Annotated in this window: 13 protein-coding genes; 7 read left to right on the forward strand and 6 right to left on the reverse strand. The window is 45.0% G+C overall.

Annotation, left to right across the window (positions count from 1 at the left end):
* Positions 1 to 194 precede the first annotated feature (194 nt).
* Positions 195 to 1,793 (reverse strand): SusR family glycan utilization regulator, encoded by a 1,599-nt coding sequence (gene susR, locus NBH01_RS19530; RefSeq protein ID WP_234140621.1) that lies wholly within the window; start codon positions 1,791 to 1,793, stop codon positions 195 to 197.
* Between the two features lie 243 nt (positions 1,794 to 2,036).
* On the opposite strand from susR, the gene NBH01_RS19535 reads away from it, so the two are divergent.
* From NBH01_RS19535 to susG, 7 genes are all read left to right on the forward strand, one after another.
* Positions 2,037 to 3,890: a glycoside hydrolase family 13 protein gene (locus NBH01_RS19535; protein WP_074858060.1), complete on the forward strand. Its 1,854-nt coding sequence runs from the start codon at positions 2,037 to 2,039 to the stop codon at positions 3,888 to 3,890.
* A gap of 196 nt (positions 3,891 to 4,086) precedes the next feature.
* Entirely contained in the window at positions 4,087 to 6,303 is a 2,217-nt protein-coding gene (locus NBH01_RS19540) for a glycoside hydrolase family 97 protein (protein ID WP_234140620.1), read from the forward strand.
* Between the two features lie 134 nt (positions 6,304 to 6,437).
* Positions 6,438 to 9,452 carry a starch-utilizationTonB-dependent receptor SusC gene (gene susC, locus NBH01_RS19545; protein ID WP_250700228.1) on the forward strand — a complete coding sequence of 1,005 codons (3,015 nt, stop codon included), beginning with the start codon at positions 6,438 to 6,440 and terminating at the stop codon, positions 9,450 to 9,452.
* A 21-nt stretch (positions 9,453 to 9,473) separates the two neighbouring features.
* Positions 9,474 to 11,129 (forward strand): starch-binding outer membrane lipoprotein SusD, encoded by a 1,656-nt coding sequence (gene susD / locus NBH01_RS19550; protein ID WP_016269796.1) that lies wholly within the window; start codon positions 9,474 to 9,476, stop codon positions 11,127 to 11,129.
* Positions 11,130 to 11,163: 34 nt separating this feature from the next.
* The gene (susE, locus tag NBH01_RS19555) at positions 11,164 to 12,327 is read left to right on the forward strand and encodes a starch-binding outer membrane protein SusE (RefSeq protein WP_234140615.1); all 1,164 of its coding nucleotides are present in this window, start codon (positions 11,164 to 11,166) and stop codon (positions 12,325 to 12,327) included.
* A 25-nt stretch (positions 12,328 to 12,352) separates the two neighbouring features.
* Positions 12,353 to 13,810 carry a starch-binding outer membrane protein SusF gene (susF, locus tag NBH01_RS19560; protein WP_055230193.1) on the forward strand — a complete coding sequence of 486 codons (1,458 nt, stop codon included), beginning with the start codon at positions 12,353 to 12,355 and terminating at the stop codon, positions 13,808 to 13,810.
* Between the two features lie 109 nt (positions 13,811 to 13,919).
* On the forward strand, positions 13,920 to 15,998 hold the full coding sequence (gene susG, locus NBH01_RS19565) for an alpha-amylase SusG (protein WP_055230191.1): 2,079 nt from the start codon (positions 13,920 to 13,922) through the stop codon (positions 15,996 to 15,998).
* A 140-nt stretch (positions 15,999 to 16,138) separates the two neighbouring features.
* Here the strand turns inward: susG and NBH01_RS19570 are convergent, their stop codons facing one another.
* The 5 genes from NBH01_RS19570 to NBH01_RS19590 all read right to left on the reverse strand — a co-directional run bounded on the left by NBH01_RS19570 (position 16,139) and on the right by NBH01_RS19590 (position 20,464).
* On the reverse strand, positions 16,139 to 16,903 hold the full coding sequence (locus NBH01_RS19570) for a UDP-2,3-diacylglucosamine diphosphatase (protein WP_008767009.1): 765 nt from the start codon (positions 16,901 to 16,903) through the stop codon (positions 16,139 to 16,141).
* A gap of 46 nt (positions 16,904 to 16,949) precedes the next feature.
* Complete coding sequence (locus tag NBH01_RS19575; RefSeq protein WP_011108936.1) at positions 16,950 to 17,261, reverse strand: metal-sulfur cluster assembly factor; 312 nt, start codon at positions 17,259 to 17,261, stop codon at positions 16,950 to 16,952.
* Positions 17,262 to 17,308: 47 nt separating this feature from the next.
* Positions 17,309 to 18,004, reverse strand: a complete 696-nt coding sequence (gene radC / locus NBH01_RS19580) for a RadC family protein (RefSeq protein ID WP_008767010.1) — start codon at positions 18,002 to 18,004, stop codon at positions 17,309 to 17,311.
* An 11-nt stretch (positions 18,005 to 18,015) separates the two neighbouring features.
* Positions 18,016 to 19,107, reverse strand: a complete 1,092-nt coding sequence (locus NBH01_RS19585) for a glycosyltransferase (RefSeq protein WP_072067299.1) — start codon at positions 19,105 to 19,107, stop codon at positions 18,016 to 18,018.
* 157 nt (positions 19,108 to 19,264) lie between these two features.
* On the reverse strand, positions 19,265 to 20,464 hold the full coding sequence (locus tag NBH01_RS19590; protein WP_008762632.1) for an acetate kinase: 1,200 nt from the start codon (positions 20,462 to 20,464) through the stop codon (positions 19,265 to 19,267).
* Positions 20,465 to 20,484: the final 20 nt, after the last annotated feature.

The raw sequence follows: 20,484 nt of genomic DNA on the forward strand, positions 1-20,484 counted from the left end.
ACTTGATAAATACTCACGAATATAAGACATTCGTTCATCATCACTGTAATAGTTGTACTTCTTTTTCGAATATTTCATCTTTATTTTCGATTTTTGAAGTGTCAACTTATTCAGTACACTACACATTCATATACAATTAAATAGTCATATCACGTTTATGTCTATTGGAGACATGAAGAGAGATTAGAGTGTACTTACAAATTTATTACGTCCTGTTCGAACCGATCTTTATCTCCGGCAGCTTTATTGCGCATTCTGCTCCGGTAATTATAGATCGTAGCCAAAGAATAACCCAGAAAATGAGCAATCTTGTTACTATCCACTACTCCTAAACGAATAAGGGCAAAGATCCGGAGTTCCGTTGTCAGCAGTTCGTCCGATTTTGGATAGACTCTTGCTTCTTCTACCAGCAGATTATTAAAAGAAGTAATAAAGTGGGGAAACAGTTTAAGGAATGACTTATCAAATTCGTTATAAAATTCATTCCGTTCGTCCCGGATAAACTGTTCGGACTTGATTGCTTTAAACAACTCGTCGATACGTGACGACATGGCAAGTTTGGCCAGAGAGCGGCGATAAGTTTCCAGTTTATCTAGATAATTGACGCATCTGTCCAGATAACGGGCAATATATACTTCCTTTATCTTTCCGGTCTGTTCCAATTCTTTGTTGACCGCAGACATTTGCTTGTTGGCCAAGCTTAGATTCCGACGCATGACGGATATCTTCTTCATCCAACGATACAGATAGAAAATAGCAATGAGGAGAAACAGCGACAACAGACTGACACTAATTAACATGGCACGGGAAACGGCCCGTTCTCTCTCTTCTTTCAGTTTATAAGCCTTATCAATAATCGGGAAAAACTCTGTCACTTCCATAAATCGCAAACGGGCATTACATGCTACAGCATCTTCCATCGAACAACTCAGATATTTGTAAGCACGGTCAATATCCCCTAATTCATACATCAGATGTGCGAGTTTCTGCAAGGAAGCATACTCCCGGACGGAAGATTCCAAGTCTGCAATAGCAGTCAGTATCAAATAATAAACTTCTTTCTCAACGTCTTTCTTCATGCTATATGCTTCGGAAAGGGTATAATAGATATATACTTTCTGACGTTCGTCTTCCATATCTTTCAGTGCATCGTTCAGCATGCCGATAGCCGTATCAGCCTTTCCGGTCACGATACATCTTTCCGCCAGAACAATTGTTTTATTTTCTTCCGGAGGCATGGCGGCGATAATGGAATCTCTGTACAAATCGGTCTTTTTCAGGTATTTTTCTTTTTCGGTTTTGTTTGTCGTATAATCAGCGAGCCAGCCGTAGCAGGCGCGATAGGTCTGGTAATAAGAAAGCAAAGTCCATTCATTCAGTTTTTTAGGATCAATCTTCTCCAATTGTTCCATAGCTTCGATGTACATGCCCATTACACCCATTACCGTAGCACGGTTAATGATAATCTCATACTCCAGTTCCGGACGGTTTAATTGGGGCAATATCTCCATCTCACGGTTAATGTAATGAAGTGCCGAATCCGCTTGATAATGAAGGTAAGCGCCAAAGAGCGAGGCATACAACTCATATTTCCGGGCAGGATCGGTGGAATGGGCAAGTTGTACTTTTAAATCAGTAATGTCTTTTTCTCTCCGTATCTGATAAGTTTCCTTCTTACTTATAATGTCATCCAGTTTTTTAAGGGCCGCCTTATTTATATCCGTATGCTTTGCGGACAAGGAAAGAGGATAAACAAAAAGAAGAAACAAAAGATAATAGGTTAGATTTCTCATAAGGTGCTTTTTTAAGATGTGACAAATATAATGATTATAGTAATAAAAACGAAAAATATCGCCATAACAATTTTCATTTTCACTTGTATTTTTCGACAGAGGCAATAACGATAAAAAGCTTATTATCAACAGCCTATTCAAAACAAATATTTATATTTTCTTTCTAACTGCCATACGGCATACCCGATTCGCCTACATTTGCATCATCGGTTCCCCCGAACAAATTTTAAAAATCTAGTTACCATGAAAAGGAATTTATTATTCATTATCTTACTATTATTATTACCCGGTTTTCACCAGGTATTCGCAGCAAGCACTATAAAGAAAGTAGCCCCGACCTTTTGGTGGGCAGGAATGAAGAATCCCGAATTGCAGATACTATTATATGGTGACCGCATATCGTCCGCAGACGTCAGTCTTTCTGCCGATGATATCACGCTGCAAGAAGTGGTGAAGCAGGAGAATCCTAATTATCTGGTTCTGTATTTAGACCTTTCGAAGGCTGCTCCACAGAACTTTGACATTATCCTGAAACAAGGCAAAAAGCAAACCAAAATCCCTTACGAGCTTAAACAGCGCCGGCCGAATGCTTCGGCAGTAGAAGGTTTTGATTCGAGCGACGTGCTTTATCTCATTATGCCGGACCGTTTCGCCAATGGCGACCCCTCCAACGACATCATTCCCGGAATGCTGGAAGGAAATGTAGACCGTAATGAGCCTTTCGCACGTCATGGCGGCGACTTGAAAGGAATAGAGAATCATCTGGATTACATAGCAGACCTCGGAGTCACCAGTATATGGCTCAACCCGATTCAGGAAAATGACATGAAAGAAGGATCATATCACGGTTATGCCATTACCGATTATTATCAGGTAGACCGCCGCTTCGGCAGTAACGAAGAGTTCCGCAAACTTACTCAGGAAGCTAATGCCAAAGGGCTGAAAGTAGTAATGGACATGATCTTCAACCATTGCGGTTCGGACAACTATCTGTTTAAAGATATGCCCTCCAAAGACTGGTTTAACTTTGAAGGAAACTACGTGCAGACCAGCTTCAAGACTGCCACTCAAATGGACCCGTATGCTTCCGATTACGAAAAGAAAATCGCTATCGACGGCTGGTTCACACTGACCATGCCGGACTTCAACCAAAGAAACCGTCATGTAGCTACATATCTGATACAGAGCAGCATCTGGTGGATAGAGTATGCCGGTATCAACGGCATCCGTCAGGATACACATCCTTATGCCGACTTTGATATGATGGCACGCTGGTGCAAAGCGGTCAATGAAGAATACCCCAAGTTCAACATTGTAGGTGAAACATGGCTGGGCAGCAATGTACTCATCTCCTACTGGCAGAAAGACAGCAGACTCGCTTATCCGAAAAACAGCAACCTCCCTACTGTCATGGACTTCCCACTAATGGAAGAGATGAACAAGGCTTTCGACGAAGAGACTACCGAATGGAACGGAGGACTTTTCAGACTCTACGAATATCTGTCGCAGGACATCGTCTACAGCCATCCAATGAACCTGCTGACCTTCCTCGACAATCACGATACTTCCCGCTTCTACCGTTCGGAAGCGGATACAAAGAACCTGGACCGGTACAAGCAAGCCCTGACATTCTTACTGACAACCCGCGGAATACCGCAGATATATTATGGAACTGAAATCCTGATGGCAGCCGACAAGGCGAATGGAGACGGACTGCTCCGCTGCGACTTCCCCGGAGGCTGGCCGAACGATACAAAAAACAGCTTTGACGCAGCCAACCGCACTCCGCAGCAAAACGAAGCATTCTCCTTTATGCAAAAACTGCTCCAATGGAGAAAAGGAAACAAAGTCATTGCCAAAGGTCAGCTCAAACATTTCGCACCGAATAAGGGTATCTACGTATACGAACGCAAATACGGTGATAAGTCAGTCGTTGTTTTCCTGAACGGAAACGACCGGGAACAGACCATCGACCTGGTTCCTTACCGGGAAATACTCCCCGCTTCATCTGCTTTCGATTTATTGACAGAGAAAAAGGTTGAATTAAGAAATGAATTAACACTTTCAAGTCGTGGAATATACATCCTATCCTTTTAATAAGTTCACTTCGACTTATATTTATCAGGATGAAATAATATAATAAACTACTGTAAAACAAAACATTGAGATTTATATAAACTTGTATTTTTATTCTAGACAGCCCAAAGTCTCAAGATGGTTGCTATATTTGCAATATCCGGAACAGAGCGGAGTAAAAATATTAGTTAGCTTATAATTTAATACCATAAATAGAATGAAAAAGAGAAAGATTTTATCGCTCATCGCATTCCTTTGCATCTCATTCATTGCGAATGCCCAACAGAAATTAACCTCACCGGACAACAATCTGGTAATGACCTTTCAAGTAGACTCCAAAGGTGCCCCAACGTATGACCTGACGTATAAGAACAAAGTGGTAATCAAACCCAGCACTCTCGGACTGGAACTGAAGAAAGAAGATAATACCAGAACCGACTTCGACTGGGTGGACCGCAGAGACCTGACCAAACTTGATTCAAAGACCAACCTGTACGACGGCTTCGAAGTAAAAGATACCCAAACGGCTACCTTTGATGAAACCTGGCAACCGGTCTGGGGAGAAGAAAAAGAAATCCGCAATCACTATAACGAACTGGCAGTCACCCTGTATCAACCCATGAACGACCGCTCTATCGTTATCCGTTTCCGTCTGTTCAATGACGGTCTGGGATTCCGTTATGAATTTCCTCAGCAGAAGTCACTCAATTACTTCGTGATCAAGGAAGAACATTCTCAGTTTGGCATGAACGGCGATCATATCGCTTTCTGGATACCGGGTGACTATGATACGCAGGAATATGACTACACCATTTCCCGCTTATCAGAGATCAGAGGGCTGATGAAAGAAGCGATCACTCCGAACTCTTCTCAGACTCCTTTCTCACAGACAGGCGTACAAACTGCACTGATGATGAAAACGGATGATGGCTTATACATCAATCTTCACGAAGCCGCTTTGGTTGATTACTCATGTATGCACCTCAATCTGGACGACAAGAATATGGTATTCGAATCCTGGCTGACACCGGATGCCAAAGGAGACAAAGGATATATGCAGACTCCCTGCAACACACCTTGGCGTACGGTTATCGTGAGCGATGACGCCCGCAATATCCTCGCTTCACGTATCACTCTCAACCTGAACGAACCTTGCAAGATAGCGGATGCCGCCTCTTGGATAAAACCCGTGAAATATATCGGTGTATGGTGGGACATGATCACCGGAAAAGGTTCATGGGCTTACACCGACGAACTGACCAGCGTAAAACTCGGTGAAACGGATTACTCCAAAACAAAACCGAACGGCAAACATTCTGCCAACACAGCCAACGTGAAACGTTACATTGACTTTGCAGCCGCTCACGGATTCGATGCAGTACTGGTTGAAGGCTGGAACGAAGGCTGGGAAGACTGGTTCGGCAACAGCAAAGACTATGTATTTGATTTCGTGACTCCTTATCCCGATTTCGATGTGAAGGAAATCCACCGCTATGCAGCCAGCAAAGGAATCAAAATGATGATGCATCACGAGACTTCCGCTTCTGTACGCAACTACGAACGCCACATGGACAAAGCCTACCAGTTTATGGCAGACAATGGATACAACTCCGTAAAGAGCGGTTATGTAGGCAACATCATCCCCCGCGGCGAACATCACTACGGACAATGGATGAACAATCACTACCTGTATGCAGTGAAGAAAGCCGCCGATTACAAAATCATGGTGAATGCACACGAAGCAACCCGCCCTACCGGTATCTGCCGTACATATCCGAATCTGATCGGCAATGAATCCGCCCGCGGAACAGAATATGAATCATTCGGAGGCAACAAAGTATATCATACAACAATTCTGCCTTTCACACGCCTGGTTGGCGGTCCGATGGATTACACTCCCGGCATCTTCGAAACGCATTGCAACAAGATGAATCCGGCAAACAATTCTCAGGTACGTTCTACCATTGCACGCCAGTTGGCACTATACGTTACCATGTACAGTCCTTTGCAGATGGCTGCCGACATTCCGGAAAACTACGAACGCTTTATGGACGCTTTCCAGTTCATCAAAGACGTAGCTCTCGACTGGGACGAAACGAACTATCTGGAAGCAGAACCGGGAGAATACATCACGATTGCCCGTAAAGCAAAAGGTACGGACGACTGGTACGTAGGCTGCACAGCCGGTGAAAACGGTCATACCTCCAAACTCGTATTCGACTTCCTGACTCCGGGCAAACAATACATCGCTACCGTCTACGCGGATGCCAAAGATGCCGACTGGAAAGAGAACCCGCAGGCTTATACCATCAAGAAAGGTATTCTGACGAATAAGAGCAAGCTGAACCTGCACGCAGCTAACGGAGGCGGATATGCTATCAGCATCAAAGAGGTAAAAGATAAATCAGAGATAAAAGGTATCAAAAGATTATAAAGACAGAGAAATTATTATTCGGTAAAAGAGAGTGTTTTCGAGCACTAAAAATGATGACGAAGAGAAGGTTTTCAATAGGTATTTCTTAAGAGAGAATGAATAGAGATTTTACAATTAACTTTAAAGACAAAAACATGAAAAAAGGAAACTTTATGTTCAAGGTCCTGCTTACGCTTATAGCCGGAATATTCTTGTCCGTTGACGCATTTGCTCAACAAATAGCCGTCAAAGGAATGGTAAAAGACGCAACAGGCGAACCGGTTATCGGTGCCAATGTTGTGGTGAAAGGCACTACCACCGGAACGATTACCGATTTCGATGGCAACTTCCAGTTGTCTGCCAAGCAAGGCGATATAATAGTAGTTTCATTTATCGGGTACCAGCCGCAGGAACTTCCCGTCGCCGCACAAATGAATGTAATACTGAAAGACGATACGGAAATACTGGACGAAGTAGTAGTCATCGGTTACGGTCAGGTGAAAAAGAACGATATGACCGGTTCGGTAATGGCTATCAAGCCCGATGAACTAAGTAAAGGTATTACGACGAATGCTCAGGATATGTTATCCGGTAAAATTGCCGGTGTCAGCGTGATCTCCAATGACGGTACACCGGGCGGTGGCGCACAAATCCGTATTCGTGGCGGTTCTTCATTGAATGCAAGCAATGACCCGCTGATCGTTATTGACGGTCTGGCTATTGACAACGAAGGTATCAAAGGGATGGCAAACGGTTTGTCAATGGTTAACCCTGCGGACATCGAAACCCTTACTGTACTGAAAGATGCCTCTGCAACTGCCATTTACGGTTCGCGTGCATCCAATGGTGTCATTATTATCACCACCAAGAAAGGAAAGAACGGACAAGCTCCCAGCGTAAGCTATAACGGCTCCGTATCCTTCTCCAAAACTCAAAAACGTTATGATGTACTGAGCGGAGACGAATACCGCGCTTACGCCAATCAGTTATGGGGTGACAAATTACCGGCAGATTTAGGAACCGCCAATACAGACTGGCAGGACCAGATATTCCGTACAGCTGTCAGCACCGACCATCATGTTTCTATCAACGGAGGATTCAAGAACCTGCCTTACCGTGTATCTTTAGGTTATACAGACGACAATGGTATTGTGAAAACATCCAACTTCCGACGCTTCACTGCTTCCGTGAACCTGGCTCCTTCCTTCTTTGAAGATCATCTGAAGTTCAACATCAATGCCAAATTCATGAACGGTAAAAACCGCTATGCCGATACAGGTGCCGCCATTGGCGGGGCATTGGCCATCGACCCTACCCGTCCGGTTTATTCTAACGAAGACCCTTACCAGTTTACAGGCGGCTACTGGCAGAATATAAATTCTACCACAGGCTTCAGCAATCCGGACTGGAAATACACGTCCAATCCGAACTCTCCCCAAAATCCGCTGGCTGCACTGGAACTCAAAAATGACAAGGCGAACAGCAACGACTTTGTTGGAAATGTAGACGTTGACTATAAATTCCATTTCCTGCCTGACCTCCGTCTGCACGCAAGCATAGGTGGCGAATATGCGGAAGGTACACAGACTACGATTGTTTCTCCATACTCATTCGGCAATAATTATTATGGTTGGAATGGCGACGTTACCCAATATAAATACAACCTTTCGTACAACATATACGTACAGTATATCAAGTCTTTGGGTGCAAACGACTTTGACATCATGGTCGGTGGTGAAGAACAGCACTTCCATCGCAACGGATTTGAAGAAGGTCAGGGCTGGGATTCCTATACGCAAGAACCCCATGACGCCAAATTGCGCGAACAGACAGCTTATGCAACCAGAAATACACTGGTCTCTTACTTCGGCCGTCTGAACTACTCCCTGCTGAACCGTTACTTGTTTACCTTTACCATGCGTTGGGATGGCTCGTCACGTTTCTCCAAAGATAACCGTTGGGGTACATTCCCGTCATTGGCACTGGGATGGAAGATTAAAGAAGAAAACTTCCTGAAAGATGTAAATATCCTGTCTGATCTGAAATTGCGTTTAGGCTGGGGTATTACCGGTCAGCAAAACATAGGTGATGATTTTGCTTATCTTCCTCTGTATGTAGTCAATAACGAGTATGCCCAGTATCCTTTTGGCGATACGTATTACTCTACTTCCCGCCCGAAGGCTTTCAATGAAAATCTGAAATGGGAAAAAACGACCACATGGAATGCCGGACTGGACTTCGGATTCCTGAATGGAAGAATCACAGGCGGTATCGACGGATACTTCCGTAAAACGGATGACCTGCTGAACAGCGTTAAAATTCCCGTCGGAACTAACTTCAATGCCCAGATGACACAGAATATCGGTTCACTGGAAAACTACGGTATGGAATTTTCCATCAACGCCAAACCGATTGTGACTAAGGACTTCACCTGGGACCTCAGCTATAACATTACATGGAACCACAATGAAATCACCAAGTTGACAGGTGGCGACGACAGCGATTATTACGTAGAAGCAGGCGATAAGATTTCCAGAGGTAACAATACCAAGGTACAGGCGCATAAAGTAGGTTACGCAGCCAACTCTTTCTACGTTTACCAGCAGGTATACGACGAAAATGGCAAACCTATTGAAAATATGTTTGTTGACCGTAACGGAAACGGAACGATAGACAGCGGAGACAAATATATCTACAAAAAACCGGCAGGCGATGTTTTGATGGGACTGACCTCCAAAATGCAATATAAGAACTTTGACTTCAGCTTCTCCTTACGTGCCAGTCTGAACAACTACGTGTACTATGACTTCCTGAGCAACAAAGCCAACGTCAGCACTTCGGGACTGTTCTCCAATAATGCATATAGCAACACCAGTGCCGAAGCCGTCGCACTCGGTTTCAGCGGACAAGGTGATTACTACATGAGCGACTATTTTATACATAACGCATCATTCTTACGTTGTGATAACATCACGTTAGGTTATTCTTTCCAGAATCTGTGGAAGACTCAAACCTACAAAGGTGTTGGCGGGCGTGTATATGCTACAGTACAGAATCCGTTCATTATCAGTAAATACAAAGGCCTTGATCCGGAAGTAAAAAGCGGTATCGACGCCAATCCATATCCCAGAGCTATGACTTTCTTATTAGGTTTAAGTCTGCAATTCTAACATTCATTAAATCAATTTATCATGAAAACAAAATATATCAAACAGCTATTTTCAGCCGCACTGATCGCAGTTCTCTCTTCGGGAGTAACTTCATGTATCAACGATCTGGATATTAGTCCCATCGACCCTCAGACAGGAGGTAGTTTCGACCAGCAGGGAGTATTTGTGAAAGGATATGCCATGTTGGGTGTAACCGGACAAAAGGGTATCGACGGCTCTCCTGACCTCGACGGACAGGACGAAGGCGAATCCGGTTTCTATCGTACCACTTTCAACTGCAACGAACTGCCTACTGACGAATGTCTTTGGGCATGGCAGGAGAATCAGGACATCCCCCAGCTTACAAGCATTAGCTGGAGTCCTTCCAGCCAGCGCACAGAGTGGGTTTACGTCCGTTTGGGATATGACATCACACAATATAACTTCTTCCTCGACCAGACCGAAGGCATGACAGATGCAGAAACACTGCGCCAACGTGCGGAAATACGTTTCCTGCGTGCCCTCCATTATTGGTACTTCCTCGACTTGTTTGGTAAAGCTCCGTTCAAGGAACACTTTAGCAATGACTTGCCTGTCGAGAAGAAGGGGACGGAACTCTATACCTACATTCAGAATGAACTGAACGAAATTGAAGCTGATATGTATGAACCTCGCCAGGCTCCCTTCGGACGTGCAGACAAAGCTGCCAACTGGTTGCTCCGCGCACGTTTGTACCTGAACGCAGGCGTATACACCGGACAAACCGATTATGCAAAAGCGGAAGAATATGCCAGCAAAGTGATTGGCTCAGCATATAAGCTATGTACAAATTACAGCGAACTGTTTATGGCCGATAACGACGAGAATGAAAATGCCATGCAGGAAATCATTCTGCCTATCCGTCAGGATGGAGTGAAGACACGTAACTATGGCGGTTCAACTTATCTGGTTTGTGGTACTCGTGTAGCCGGTATGCCCCGTATGGGAACAACGAACGGTTGGTCCTGTATCTTTGCCCGTGCAGCAATGGTACAAAAATTCTTCTCCAATCTCGAAGATGTGCCGATGCTGCCCGCCGATGTTGAGATTCCGACCAAAGGCTTAGATACAGATGAGCAGATCGATGCTTTCGATGCAGAATATGGCATCAGAACAGAAGACATGATCAAAGCTGCCGGTGACGACCGTGCCTTGCTATACTCTGGTGTAGGAGGCGGCAGACGCAAAATTCAGACAGATGCGATCAGCGGATTCACCGATGGCTTGTCAATTGTAAAATGGCAGAATTACCGCTCTGACGGAAAACCCGTCAGCCATGCTACTTATCCTGACACAGATATTCCTTTGTTCCGTTTGGCAGAAGCATACCTGACACGTGCGGAAGCCATTTTCCGCCAGGGAGGAGACGCCACAGGAGACATCAATGAACTTCGCAAACGCGCCAACTGTACAAGAAAGGTACAGACCGTAACCGAACAGGAACTTATCGACGAATGGGCACGTGAGTTCTATCTGGAAGGTCGCCGTCGTTCAGACTTGGTTCGTTTCGGTATGTTCACAACCAATAAATATCTTTGGGACTGGAAAGGTGGAGCAATGAACGGAACATCTGTCGCTTCATACTACAACAAATATCCTATCCCTGTATCGGATATCAACAATAACAGGAATATGTCACAAAATGAAGGCTATAAATAACCAAGAGTTCATCCTTATATAAAAGAATGCCATTATGAAAAAAATATCCAACATATTACTCGCTGTCACCTTCGCACTGCCTCTATTTACGGCCTGCGAAACAGACAATGACAGCAATCCGATCCTGAACGAACCCGATACATTCACGCTCAATACGCCCGCGTATGCAGCCAACAATGTATATGACCTGAAGAATGCCCAGACTGTAGAACTCACTTGTTCGCAACCGGACTACGGTTTTCCGACAGCTACCACCTACACGGTACAAGCCTCATTTGAACAGGATTTCATAGAAGCGACAGATGAGAGCAAAGCCAACTATACAGTGTTGGAAAGCACCTCCCCGACAGCAAAGATCAATGTGGATGCTTCCGAACTCAACAATGCGCTTCTCGACTTGTGGACGGCCGTGAACGGAGAGCAGGCAGAACTCCCTACCGAACCGGTAGCTGTATATATCCGCCTGAAGGCCAACATCACAAGCAGTGGAAAAGGAGTATGTTTTTCCAATGTGATTGAGTTACCCAACGTTCTGATTTCCAAGAGCACCAGCTCATTGACACCTCCCAAGACTATGTTCATTGTAGGTTCTATGCTGGATACCGACTGGAAAGTATGGAAACCGATGGCAGGTGTCTACGGTATGGACGGTCAGTTCTATTCAATGATTTACTTCGATGCCAACTCCGAGTTCAAGTTCGGAACAAAGGAAAACGAGTATATCGGTATTAACGACAACCGCGTGACGGTTACCGACAAAGCCGGAGCAGGAGTCAGCGGCAGTGACAACTTCGTCGTAGAAAACGCCGGATGGTATCTCTTCTACGTCAAAGCGGCTGTCAAAGGGGATGATTATCAGTTTACCATTACTTTCTACCCGGCTGAAGTGTATTTGTTCGGTAACACAACCGGCGGTTCATGGGCATTCAACGACGAATGGAAGTTTACGGTTCCCGCCACCAAAGACGGTAACTTCGTATCTCCTGCCATGACTGCAAGCGGAGAAGTCCGTATGTGCTTCAAGACAGACCTCGACTGGTGGAGAACTGAGTTTACACTCCATGACGGTGAAATCTTCTATCGTGATTTCAACCTTATTGACAGTTGGACAGAAAAGGGAGACGGTTATTCCGTACAAGGTTCAGCCGGCAATGTGATCCATCTGAACTTCACGGCAGGTACAGGAGAAAAGAAGTAATTAACTTTAAAAAGAACGATTCATCATGAAAAAACATTTAATATACATAGGGATGTTTCTGGCAGCAATCGGGTTTTCTGCCTGTAACGAAGATTTCAAGGACTGGGCTGATCCCCAGTCCAATCCCCAGGAAGAGTCAGCGGGACAGTTGACTGCAACTTTCACAGCAGGCAAAGACGCCAGCATCGTCATGGATGCGGCCACAGCCGATTCCGTAGAAATTGCAAAGTTAAGCTCGACCACAGCCGAAGAAGGCAGTAAGATCGCTGTCAACTCTTTGACACTGAATGAGAATCACACCATTCCATTTTCCATGACGGAAGATCATGTCTTTAAAGTAGCCTTGGCACAACTGGACAGTGTGACGCAGGAAGCCTACAAAAGCCGTGCAAGCGTGGTACGTGAATTGAAAATCTCTATTAATGCTTCTGCCGTAACTCCTTCCGGTGAAGGTATTCAACTGGTGGGAAATGAAGTAAGCATCACCTTGCAGCCTGCCACAACTCCGGCTGTTGATCCCGACGGCTATTATATAGTCGGTGATTTCACAGGCTGGGACGGCAACAGTGCCCAACAGATGAAGAAGGACGCTCTCGATGAAAACCTGTATATACTGGAAGCAGAAATAGAAAGTACTTCGAACTTCAAGATTTTCCCGGCTTCAGCTATTAACGGAAACGACATAGACTGGACCAAAGCCTTGGGAAGTAGTGTAGACGGTGATGACTCCGGTGATAATTTTGTTACCTGGACGAATGCGGAAGCCATTAATACAGCACTGGACGGTAAGATCAAAATCTCGTTCGATGCCTTCAACTACCGTTTTACAGTGAAAGACAACAGTGCGCCCACCGAACTTTATATGACCGGCAGCGCATACAACTGGGGAACTCCTGCCGGTGATCCGAATGCTTGGAAAGCACTTGTTCCGGTCAACGGAATGAAAGGAACTTTCTGGGGAATCTTCTATTTCGCAGCTAACGATCAGGTGAAGTTTGCACCGCAAGCCAACTGGGGCAATGACTTCGGTTTTGTAGATGCTATCTCACAGGAATCCAAAGACCTTGCCGGATTGTCGGACGAGGGCGGCAACATAAAAGTCGGTATAGCCGGCTGGTACTTAGTATATGTCTCCGTTATCGGCGATGACAAAGCGATAGAATTTGAAAAGCCGAATGTATATCTGATGGGCGATACCTCATACAACGGTTGGGACGCGCAACTGGTAGAACAGGACTTATTTACCGTGCCCGGAACGGCTGATGGTGAATTTGTTTCTCCGGCATTCCTGAAAGATGGCGCAGTACGAATCTGCGTAAATCCGAAAGCTGTCTCTGCCGGCGACTGGTGGAAAACAGAATTTATCATCTTCGACGGACAAATAACTTACCGGGGCAACGGTGGTGACCAAGCTGCGGTACAAGGTAAAACCGGACAAAAGGTTTATCTGAACTTTGGTAACGGAACAGGCCGCATCGAATAATACTACAAGAAATCAGGGAAACAGGGAATGGCCGTCGCGAATACAATGGAATCGGGGCGGCCACTGTTTTTTAAGAAACGACACTTATTGTCTTTAATACATCATCATTATGAATAAACATCTCCACTTATTATCTCTTTTGTGGTTGTCAATGCTCATGGCATTCATGACCGCTTGCAGCGATGACAAAAATATCACCGAGCCTGCTCCAGAACCCGAACCGCCCATCGAAGGGCAATGGACCGCACTTACCGCCTCTCCCGACACATGGGACGAGACCAAACGGGCAGATATCTCCTACCAGTTACTGGTCTATTCCTTCGCCGACAGCGACGGAGACGGATATGGAGACCTGAATGGCGTCACCCAAAAGCTGGACTATCTCAACCAACTAGGCGTGAAAGCCCTCTGGCTCTCTCCCATCCACCCCTGTATGTCTTATCACGGATATGACGTCACAGACTACACCAAAGTCAATCCGCAGCTCGGCACAGAAAGCGACTTCGACCGTCTGGTTACAGAAGCCCACAACCGAGGCATCAAGATTTATCTGGACTACGTAATGAACCACACCGGCACTGCCCACCCGTGGTTCACCGAAGCTAGTTCATCATCCGAAAGCCCGTATCGCAATTATTATTCTTTCTCTGAAGACCCGAAAACAGATATCGCAGCAGGCAAAATCGCCATGATCACCCAAGAAGGAGCAGCCGGATACAATGCCGCAGAATGGTTTCAGGTTTCTGACGAGACCGCTGCCGTGAAAGGACTGCTGAAATTTACACTGGACTGGAGCAACGCATCTTCCCCCATCCTTGTCGTTTCCACAGGCACCAAAGCAGACGAGGATAATCCAGACACAGGTACCGACAACGCCAAATACTTATACTACGGAGAAGACATCTGTAAAAAGTTTTATGACAAAGGAAACAACATCTATGAACTCACCGTCGACTTTGAGTCCACTTGGGGGCTTCTGATCCGTACCAGCAATGCTTCTTCCTGGCCATCTGGAACAAAATACGGCGCCTCTTCCTCGTCGGAGAAACTCGCGCTGAACAAGGATTTCAAACTGACCAACGCCGGCAACCCTGCCAACATCATGTTCGACAGCCAGCAGATCACCTATTTCCATTCTCATTTCTGCACCGACTGGTTTGCCGACCTTAACTACGGCCCTGTAGACCAGGCAGGCGAATCACCGGCATATCAGGCAATAGCAGACGCCGCCAAAGGATGGATCGCCCGTGGTGTGGACGGCCTCCGCCTCGACGCCGTGAAGCACATCTACCACAGTGAGACCAGCGAAGAAAATCCTCGTTTCCTGAAAATGTTCTATGAAGATATGAACGCCTATTACAAACAAAAAGGACATACGGACGACTTCTATATGGTAGGCGAAGTGTTATCGGAATACGATAAAGTAGCTCCTTATTATAAAGGTCTGCCCGCCCTTTTTGAATTTTCCTTCTGGTATCGTCTGGAATGGGGAATCAATAATAGTACCGGATGTTATTTTGCCAAAGACATCCTTTCTTACCAACAGAAATACGCCAACTATCGAAGCGATTACATCGAAGCAACGAAACTGAGTAACCATGACGAAGACCGTACATCGTCCAAGTTGGGTAAATCCGCCGACAAATGCAAACTGGCCGCCGCCGTCTTACTCACTTCCGCCGGACATCCTTACATCTATTACGGTGAAGAACTGGGACTTTACGGAACAAAGGATAACGGAGACGAATATGTGCGCAGCCCGATGCTATGGGGAGATAGCTACACTACCAACTACACAGACAAGACGGATGCCACCGTTTCGAAAAATGTGAAAACGGTAGCGGACCAACAAGCCGATACCCATTCACTTCTGAACATATATTTCTCCCTCACCCGATTGCGCAACACCTATCCGGCACTGGCAGAAGGAAATATGACCAAACATTCCGTCTACAACGAATCACAGGAGAAAGACTATAAGCCGATTGCCGCCTGGTATATGACCAAGGACAACGAGAAACTGCTTGTCATCCATAATTTCGGCGGAACGGCCATGCAACTTCCGCTGACAGACAAGATTGAGAAAGTATTGTTTGTGAATGGCGAAACTCAACAAAATACAGACAGCGACAGTTACACCTTGAAACTGGGAGGATACGCCTCTGTAGTATTCAAGTTGGGCAACTAAATACATCAAGACCACGTCTTCAGATTTATTCTATTCTTATGAAATGAATCTGAAGACGTGGTCTTGACTTTTTCCGGTTTCTATCTATCTTCAAGAAACCTTATATCAATCGGAATTTCCACTTTTTAATGGAATAAGAATCAAACTTGTGTTTCTCCTTCTATATACTCTTCCAAAAATAGATTCTCCCCATCGAATACCGCATAGGAGAAATAGTTAATCCAGTCTCCAAGAATCAGCACACGGGAAGTAGCACTCAACATTAAATCCAGTTCAATGTGACGATGGCCATAAATGAAGAAGTTGATATTAGGATGACTCTTCAGATATTCTTTTGTATAAAGTACCAGATGTTCCTTATTCTCCCCCATGTAATCCGGTTCTTTGCCGTCCACCCGCTTTTCGCGGCTATGTTTTGCCCACGTCAAGCCCAATTCCACACTCCAACGGGGATGGATGGCAGAAAACAGTGTCTGAAGTGTTGTACTGTGAAACATCCAGCGCAGCAACTTAAACTTCTTGTCCGGGTCACCCAGTCCGTCACCGTGAGCCAGATAAAACTCTTTTCCGTATATTTCGGTAGTCAATGCTTCACGATGAATAATCACTCCGCATTCTTTAGAAAGATAATCCCCACACCAGATATCATGGTTGCCGGTAAAGAAATGTACCTCCACTCCCATATCCGTGAGTTCGGAAAGCTTTCCTAAAAAGCGGGTGTATCCTTTGGGAACCACTAACCGGAATTCATACCAAAAATCGAACATATCTCCCAACAGGTAAACGGCAGAAGCTTTATGCTTGATACTGTCGAGGAAGTTCACCAAGCGCCGTTCCTGTGTACGTCCATGTTCTATGGCACGGGAACCAAGATGCGCATCGGAAAGGAAATAAACGTTCTTCATGAGTTTTGAGTTTAGAGTTATCAGTTTTATATTTTGAGCTATGAATTTACAGGAATCCGAGTTCCAGTTTTGCTTCCTCACTCATCATATCTTTATCCCATTCCGGTTCGAACACAAGGTTGATAGTGGCGGTTGTCACTCCTTCCACCGATTCTACTTTCTGGCGGATATCTTCCATGATGAAATCGGCTGCCGGACAGTTGGGAGCAGTCAGAGTCATATCAAGCACTGCTTCCCCATTGTCGGAGACGTCTATTTTATAAATCAGTCCAAGATCGTATACATTCACCGGAATCTCAGGATCGTACACCGTCTTTAGCATGGCTACGATCTTTTCTTCTATTTTAAATTTTTCCATAGGGCTTTCCTTATTAATATGTATTGCAAAGATAAGAATAAATTTATTCAGAGCAGCCCTTCGTCGGCAAAACTGTAAAACTTATCCTCACAAACAATAACGTGGTCTATCAGGCGAATGTTCATTGTGTCGGCTGCCCGGCGGATGTGTTCCGTCAGCGTCCGGTCCGGTTGGCTGGGTTGGATATTTCCCGAAGGATGGTTATGTACTACGGCTATTTGCGTGGCTCTCTGCAGCAATGCTTCCCGAAGAATGGTACGTACATCCGTATACGTTCCGTCTATTCCGCCGGTGCTGATACGTACCTTATCGATCAGTCTCGTCGCCTGATTCAATAATAATACCCAGAATTCTTCCTGTTCAAGGTCGCACATGACAGGCTGGAAGATGTCATAAATATCTCTTGAACAAGAGATGCGGGGGCGTTCTTGGATATTTTGCAGTTTCCGTCGCTTGCCGAGTTCCAGGGCAGCCATTACAGTGATGCTCTTTGCCGGTCCCATTCCTTTAAAACGGGAATAGTCGCAGACTTCCCACTTTGCCAAGGAGTTCAGATTGTTATCACAAGAGAGAAGCAAACGCCTCATCAGTTCGACAGCACTTTCTTCCGTATTTCCGGAGCCGATTAATATGGCGAGTAGTTCGGCATCACTCAATGCGGCTGCTCCTTTCTCCATCATCTTCTCCCGGGGACGGTCTTCCAGCGCCCACTGGTTGATGGATAGTTTGTGTTTGCTTTCCATGATCAAATCACTTACTTATAAAAATTCTTTTGAAACGCCTCGAATTCGTCCTTTCCTCTTATACAACGCTGCCACCATGCACGCCAGAATCCCGTTCCATAACCAATTAGTTGTATAAAGGAAGCAGTAATCGACAGCATTCCAATCCATAAACTGCGATTTCTGATTGTCGAATCCACGCAAACCACCAAGGAATAGAGCAGTAAGGGAAGAGGTGCTGCCAACATGGCGGCAAATCCTAAAAACAGAAGTGCCATCTCGCCTGTCGCACACCCGGGAACCGTTTTGGAATATAGCAGATAAAAAGCTAACAAAACGAGCCCCAACCCCAAAAGAGTCAATAATAAAAGCAAAGAGACTCCCAACGTGAACACTGCCGGTAGCAAATGCACCAATTTCAACGAATCGGGATATTTCTTATAAAGGTTAATGCGGGCAATGCCGGAGTTATGGACTTGCTTAAAGAACTTTTTCAAGTCTGTCCGACGTTTGTGATATACCCATGCGTCGGGGAAAAGACGACAAGTATAGCCACCTTTAAAAATACGGATACTGAAGTCGATATCTTCCCCGAAGCGCATTTTAGAGAATCCCCCCAAAGCTTCATACACTTCGCGACGAATCCCCATATTGAAGCTACGAGGATAAAACCTGTCCATCTTCTTTTTTCCGCCACGGATACCGCCTGTTGTAAAAAAGGAAGTCATCGAGTAGTTGATAGCTTTCTGAATATCCGTAAAAGAATCGTGCGCACGGTCGGGACCACCGAACGCGTCGGCAGGAGAAGCCTGAAGCTCCTTCTCTATCGCGTCAAAATATCCTTCGGGCAAAATGACATCAGAGTCCAGTATGATAAAATATTCTCCTTCGCTTCGCTCCGCTCCGTAGTTACGGGTCTGCCCCGGTCCGGAATTGGGTTTAGAGAAATACTTGATGTCCAACCGATCTGTATACCGATCTGCCACTTCCTTACAAGGGATGGACGAACCATCTTCAACAATAACTACTTCAAAATCTTTAAAACACTGTACAGTGAGACTTTGCAGCAATTCATCCACCTCATCGGGACGATTGTAAACGGGAATTATGACAGAATAGCGCATATCAATGAATTTATAAAATAACGATTTTGCGTAAATCCAATAAAACGAATATTGATTTGAAGCACAAAGTAAGGTAAAAAAAACGAGACTTATAAAAGAGTTAACAAAAAAAGGCGACTTCATGATAAGCCGCCTTTTTTTATTATCTCAGTTCTTCTTACTTTTTCAGAATATCCATTGTATCCGATGCAATCAACAACTCTTCATCTGTCGGAATCACTACTACTTTCACTTTAGAATCTGCAGTAGAAATAATAGCTTCCTCACCACGAACTTTTGCATTCACATTATTGTCCAGTTTAATACCCATGAATTCCATGTCTTTACAAACAGATTCACGGCATTCAAACTGATTTTCGCCTACACCACCTGTAAACAGGATGATATCTACACCGCCCAATGCCGCAGCATAAGCACCGATATATTTCTTAATACGGTAGTAGTACATCTTTTCAGCAAGGATGGCTCTTTCGTTTCCGTTAGCACAAGCGGCCAGCAGTTCGCGCATATCGCTTGATACGCCGGAAATACCCAGTACGCCGCTCTTCTTGTTCAGCAGGTTAGAAATGCCTGTCGTATTCAAGCCTTCTTTTTCCATGATGAATGTTACTGCACCGGCATCGATGTCACCGCTACGGGTACCCATCATCAAACCTTCCAACGGAGTCAGTCCCATAGTAGTATCTATACATTTGCCATCCTTGATAGCAGCGATAGAACCACCGTTACCAATATGGCAAGTGATGATTTTTTGTCCTACCGGATTAACGCCAAGGAACTCACATACACGTTTTGAAACATAACGGTGAGAAGTTCCGTGGAAGCCATAACGACGTACGCCATATTTCTCATACATTTCGTAGGGAATAGCATACATATAAGCATAATCCGGCATCGTCTGATGGAAAGCTGTATCAAATACGCCTACCTGCGGAATGTTGGGAAGAATAGCGGAAACTGCATTCACACCTTTCAAGTTGGCAGGATTGTGAAGCGGAGCCAGGTCGTTGCAGGCAGCAAAAGCTTCGAGTACTTCTTTGTTCAGCAATACAGATTCACTGAAACGTTCGCCTCCGTGTACCATACGGTGACCTACCGCATTGATTTCGTCCAGTGATTTGATAGCTCCGTATTCCGGGCTAATCAATGTATTCAGAATGAACTCCACACCAATCGTATGTTCCGGAATGTCTTTTTCGAGTACTTTCTTTTCGCCATTCGGCAAAGTCAATTTAAGGAAAGAGCCTTTCAGACCGATTTTTTCGATACCACCTTGTGCAATCACTTCTTTGGTGGTCATATCGAACAATTTATATTTGATGGATGAACTTCCACAGTTCAATACTAGAATTTTCATATTGTCTTTAATACTTAAAA

It is taken from the genome of Bacteroides sp. B1-V-101 (assembly GCF_023656585.1).
GTDB classification, from domain to species: Bacteria; Bacteroidota; Bacteroidia; order Bacteroidales; family Bacteroidaceae; genus Bacteroides; species Bacteroides thetaiotaomicron.

What these genes read in the sequence shown, in the direction of transcription:
- susR (WP_234140621.1), bottom strand. Translation starts at nt 1,793, where the DNA reads ATGAGAAATCTAACCTATTATCTTTTGTTTCTTCTTTTTGTTTATCCT.
- NBH01_RS19535 (WP_074858060.1), top strand. Translation starts at nt 2,037, where the DNA reads ATGAAAAGGAATTTATTATTCATTATCTTACTATTATTATTACCCGGT.
- NBH01_RS19540 (WP_234140620.1), top strand. Translation starts at nt 4,087, where the DNA reads ATGAAAAAGAGAAAGATTTTATCGCTCATCGCATTCCTTTGCATCTCA.
- susC (WP_250700228.1), top strand. Translation starts at nt 6,438, where the DNA reads ATGAAAAAAGGAAACTTTATGTTCAAGGTCCTGCTTACGCTTATAGCC.
- susD (WP_016269796.1), top strand. Translation starts at nt 9,474, where the DNA reads ATGAAAACAAAATATATCAAACAGCTATTTTCAGCCGCACTGATCGCA.
- susE (WP_234140615.1), top strand. Translation starts at nt 11,164, where the DNA reads ATGAAAAAAATATCCAACATATTACTCGCTGTCACCTTCGCACTGCCT.
- susF (WP_055230193.1), top strand. Translation starts at nt 12,353, where the DNA reads ATGAAAAAACATTTAATATACATAGGGATGTTTCTGGCAGCAATCGGG.
- susG (WP_055230191.1), top strand. Translation starts at nt 13,920, where the DNA reads ATGAATAAACATCTCCACTTATTATCTCTTTTGTGGTTGTCAATGCTC.
- NBH01_RS19570 (WP_008767009.1), bottom strand. Translation starts at nt 16,903, where the DNA reads ATGAAGAACGTTTATTTCCTTTCCGATGCGCATCTTGGTTCCCGTGCC.
- NBH01_RS19575 (WP_011108936.1), bottom strand. Translation starts at nt 17,261, where the DNA reads ATGGAAAAATTTAAAATAGAAGAAAAGATCGTAGCCATGCTAAAGACG.
- radC (WP_008767010.1), bottom strand. Translation starts at nt 18,004, where the DNA reads ATGGAAAGCAAACACAAACTATCCATCAACCAGTGGGCGCTGGAAGAC.
- NBH01_RS19585 (WP_072067299.1), bottom strand. Translation starts at nt 19,107, where the DNA reads ATGCGCTATTCTGTCATAATTCCCGTTTACAATCGTCCCGATGAGGTG.
- NBH01_RS19590 (WP_008762632.1), bottom strand. Translation starts at nt 20,464, where the DNA reads ATGAAAATTCTAGTATTGAACTGTGGAAGTTCATCCATCAAATATAAA.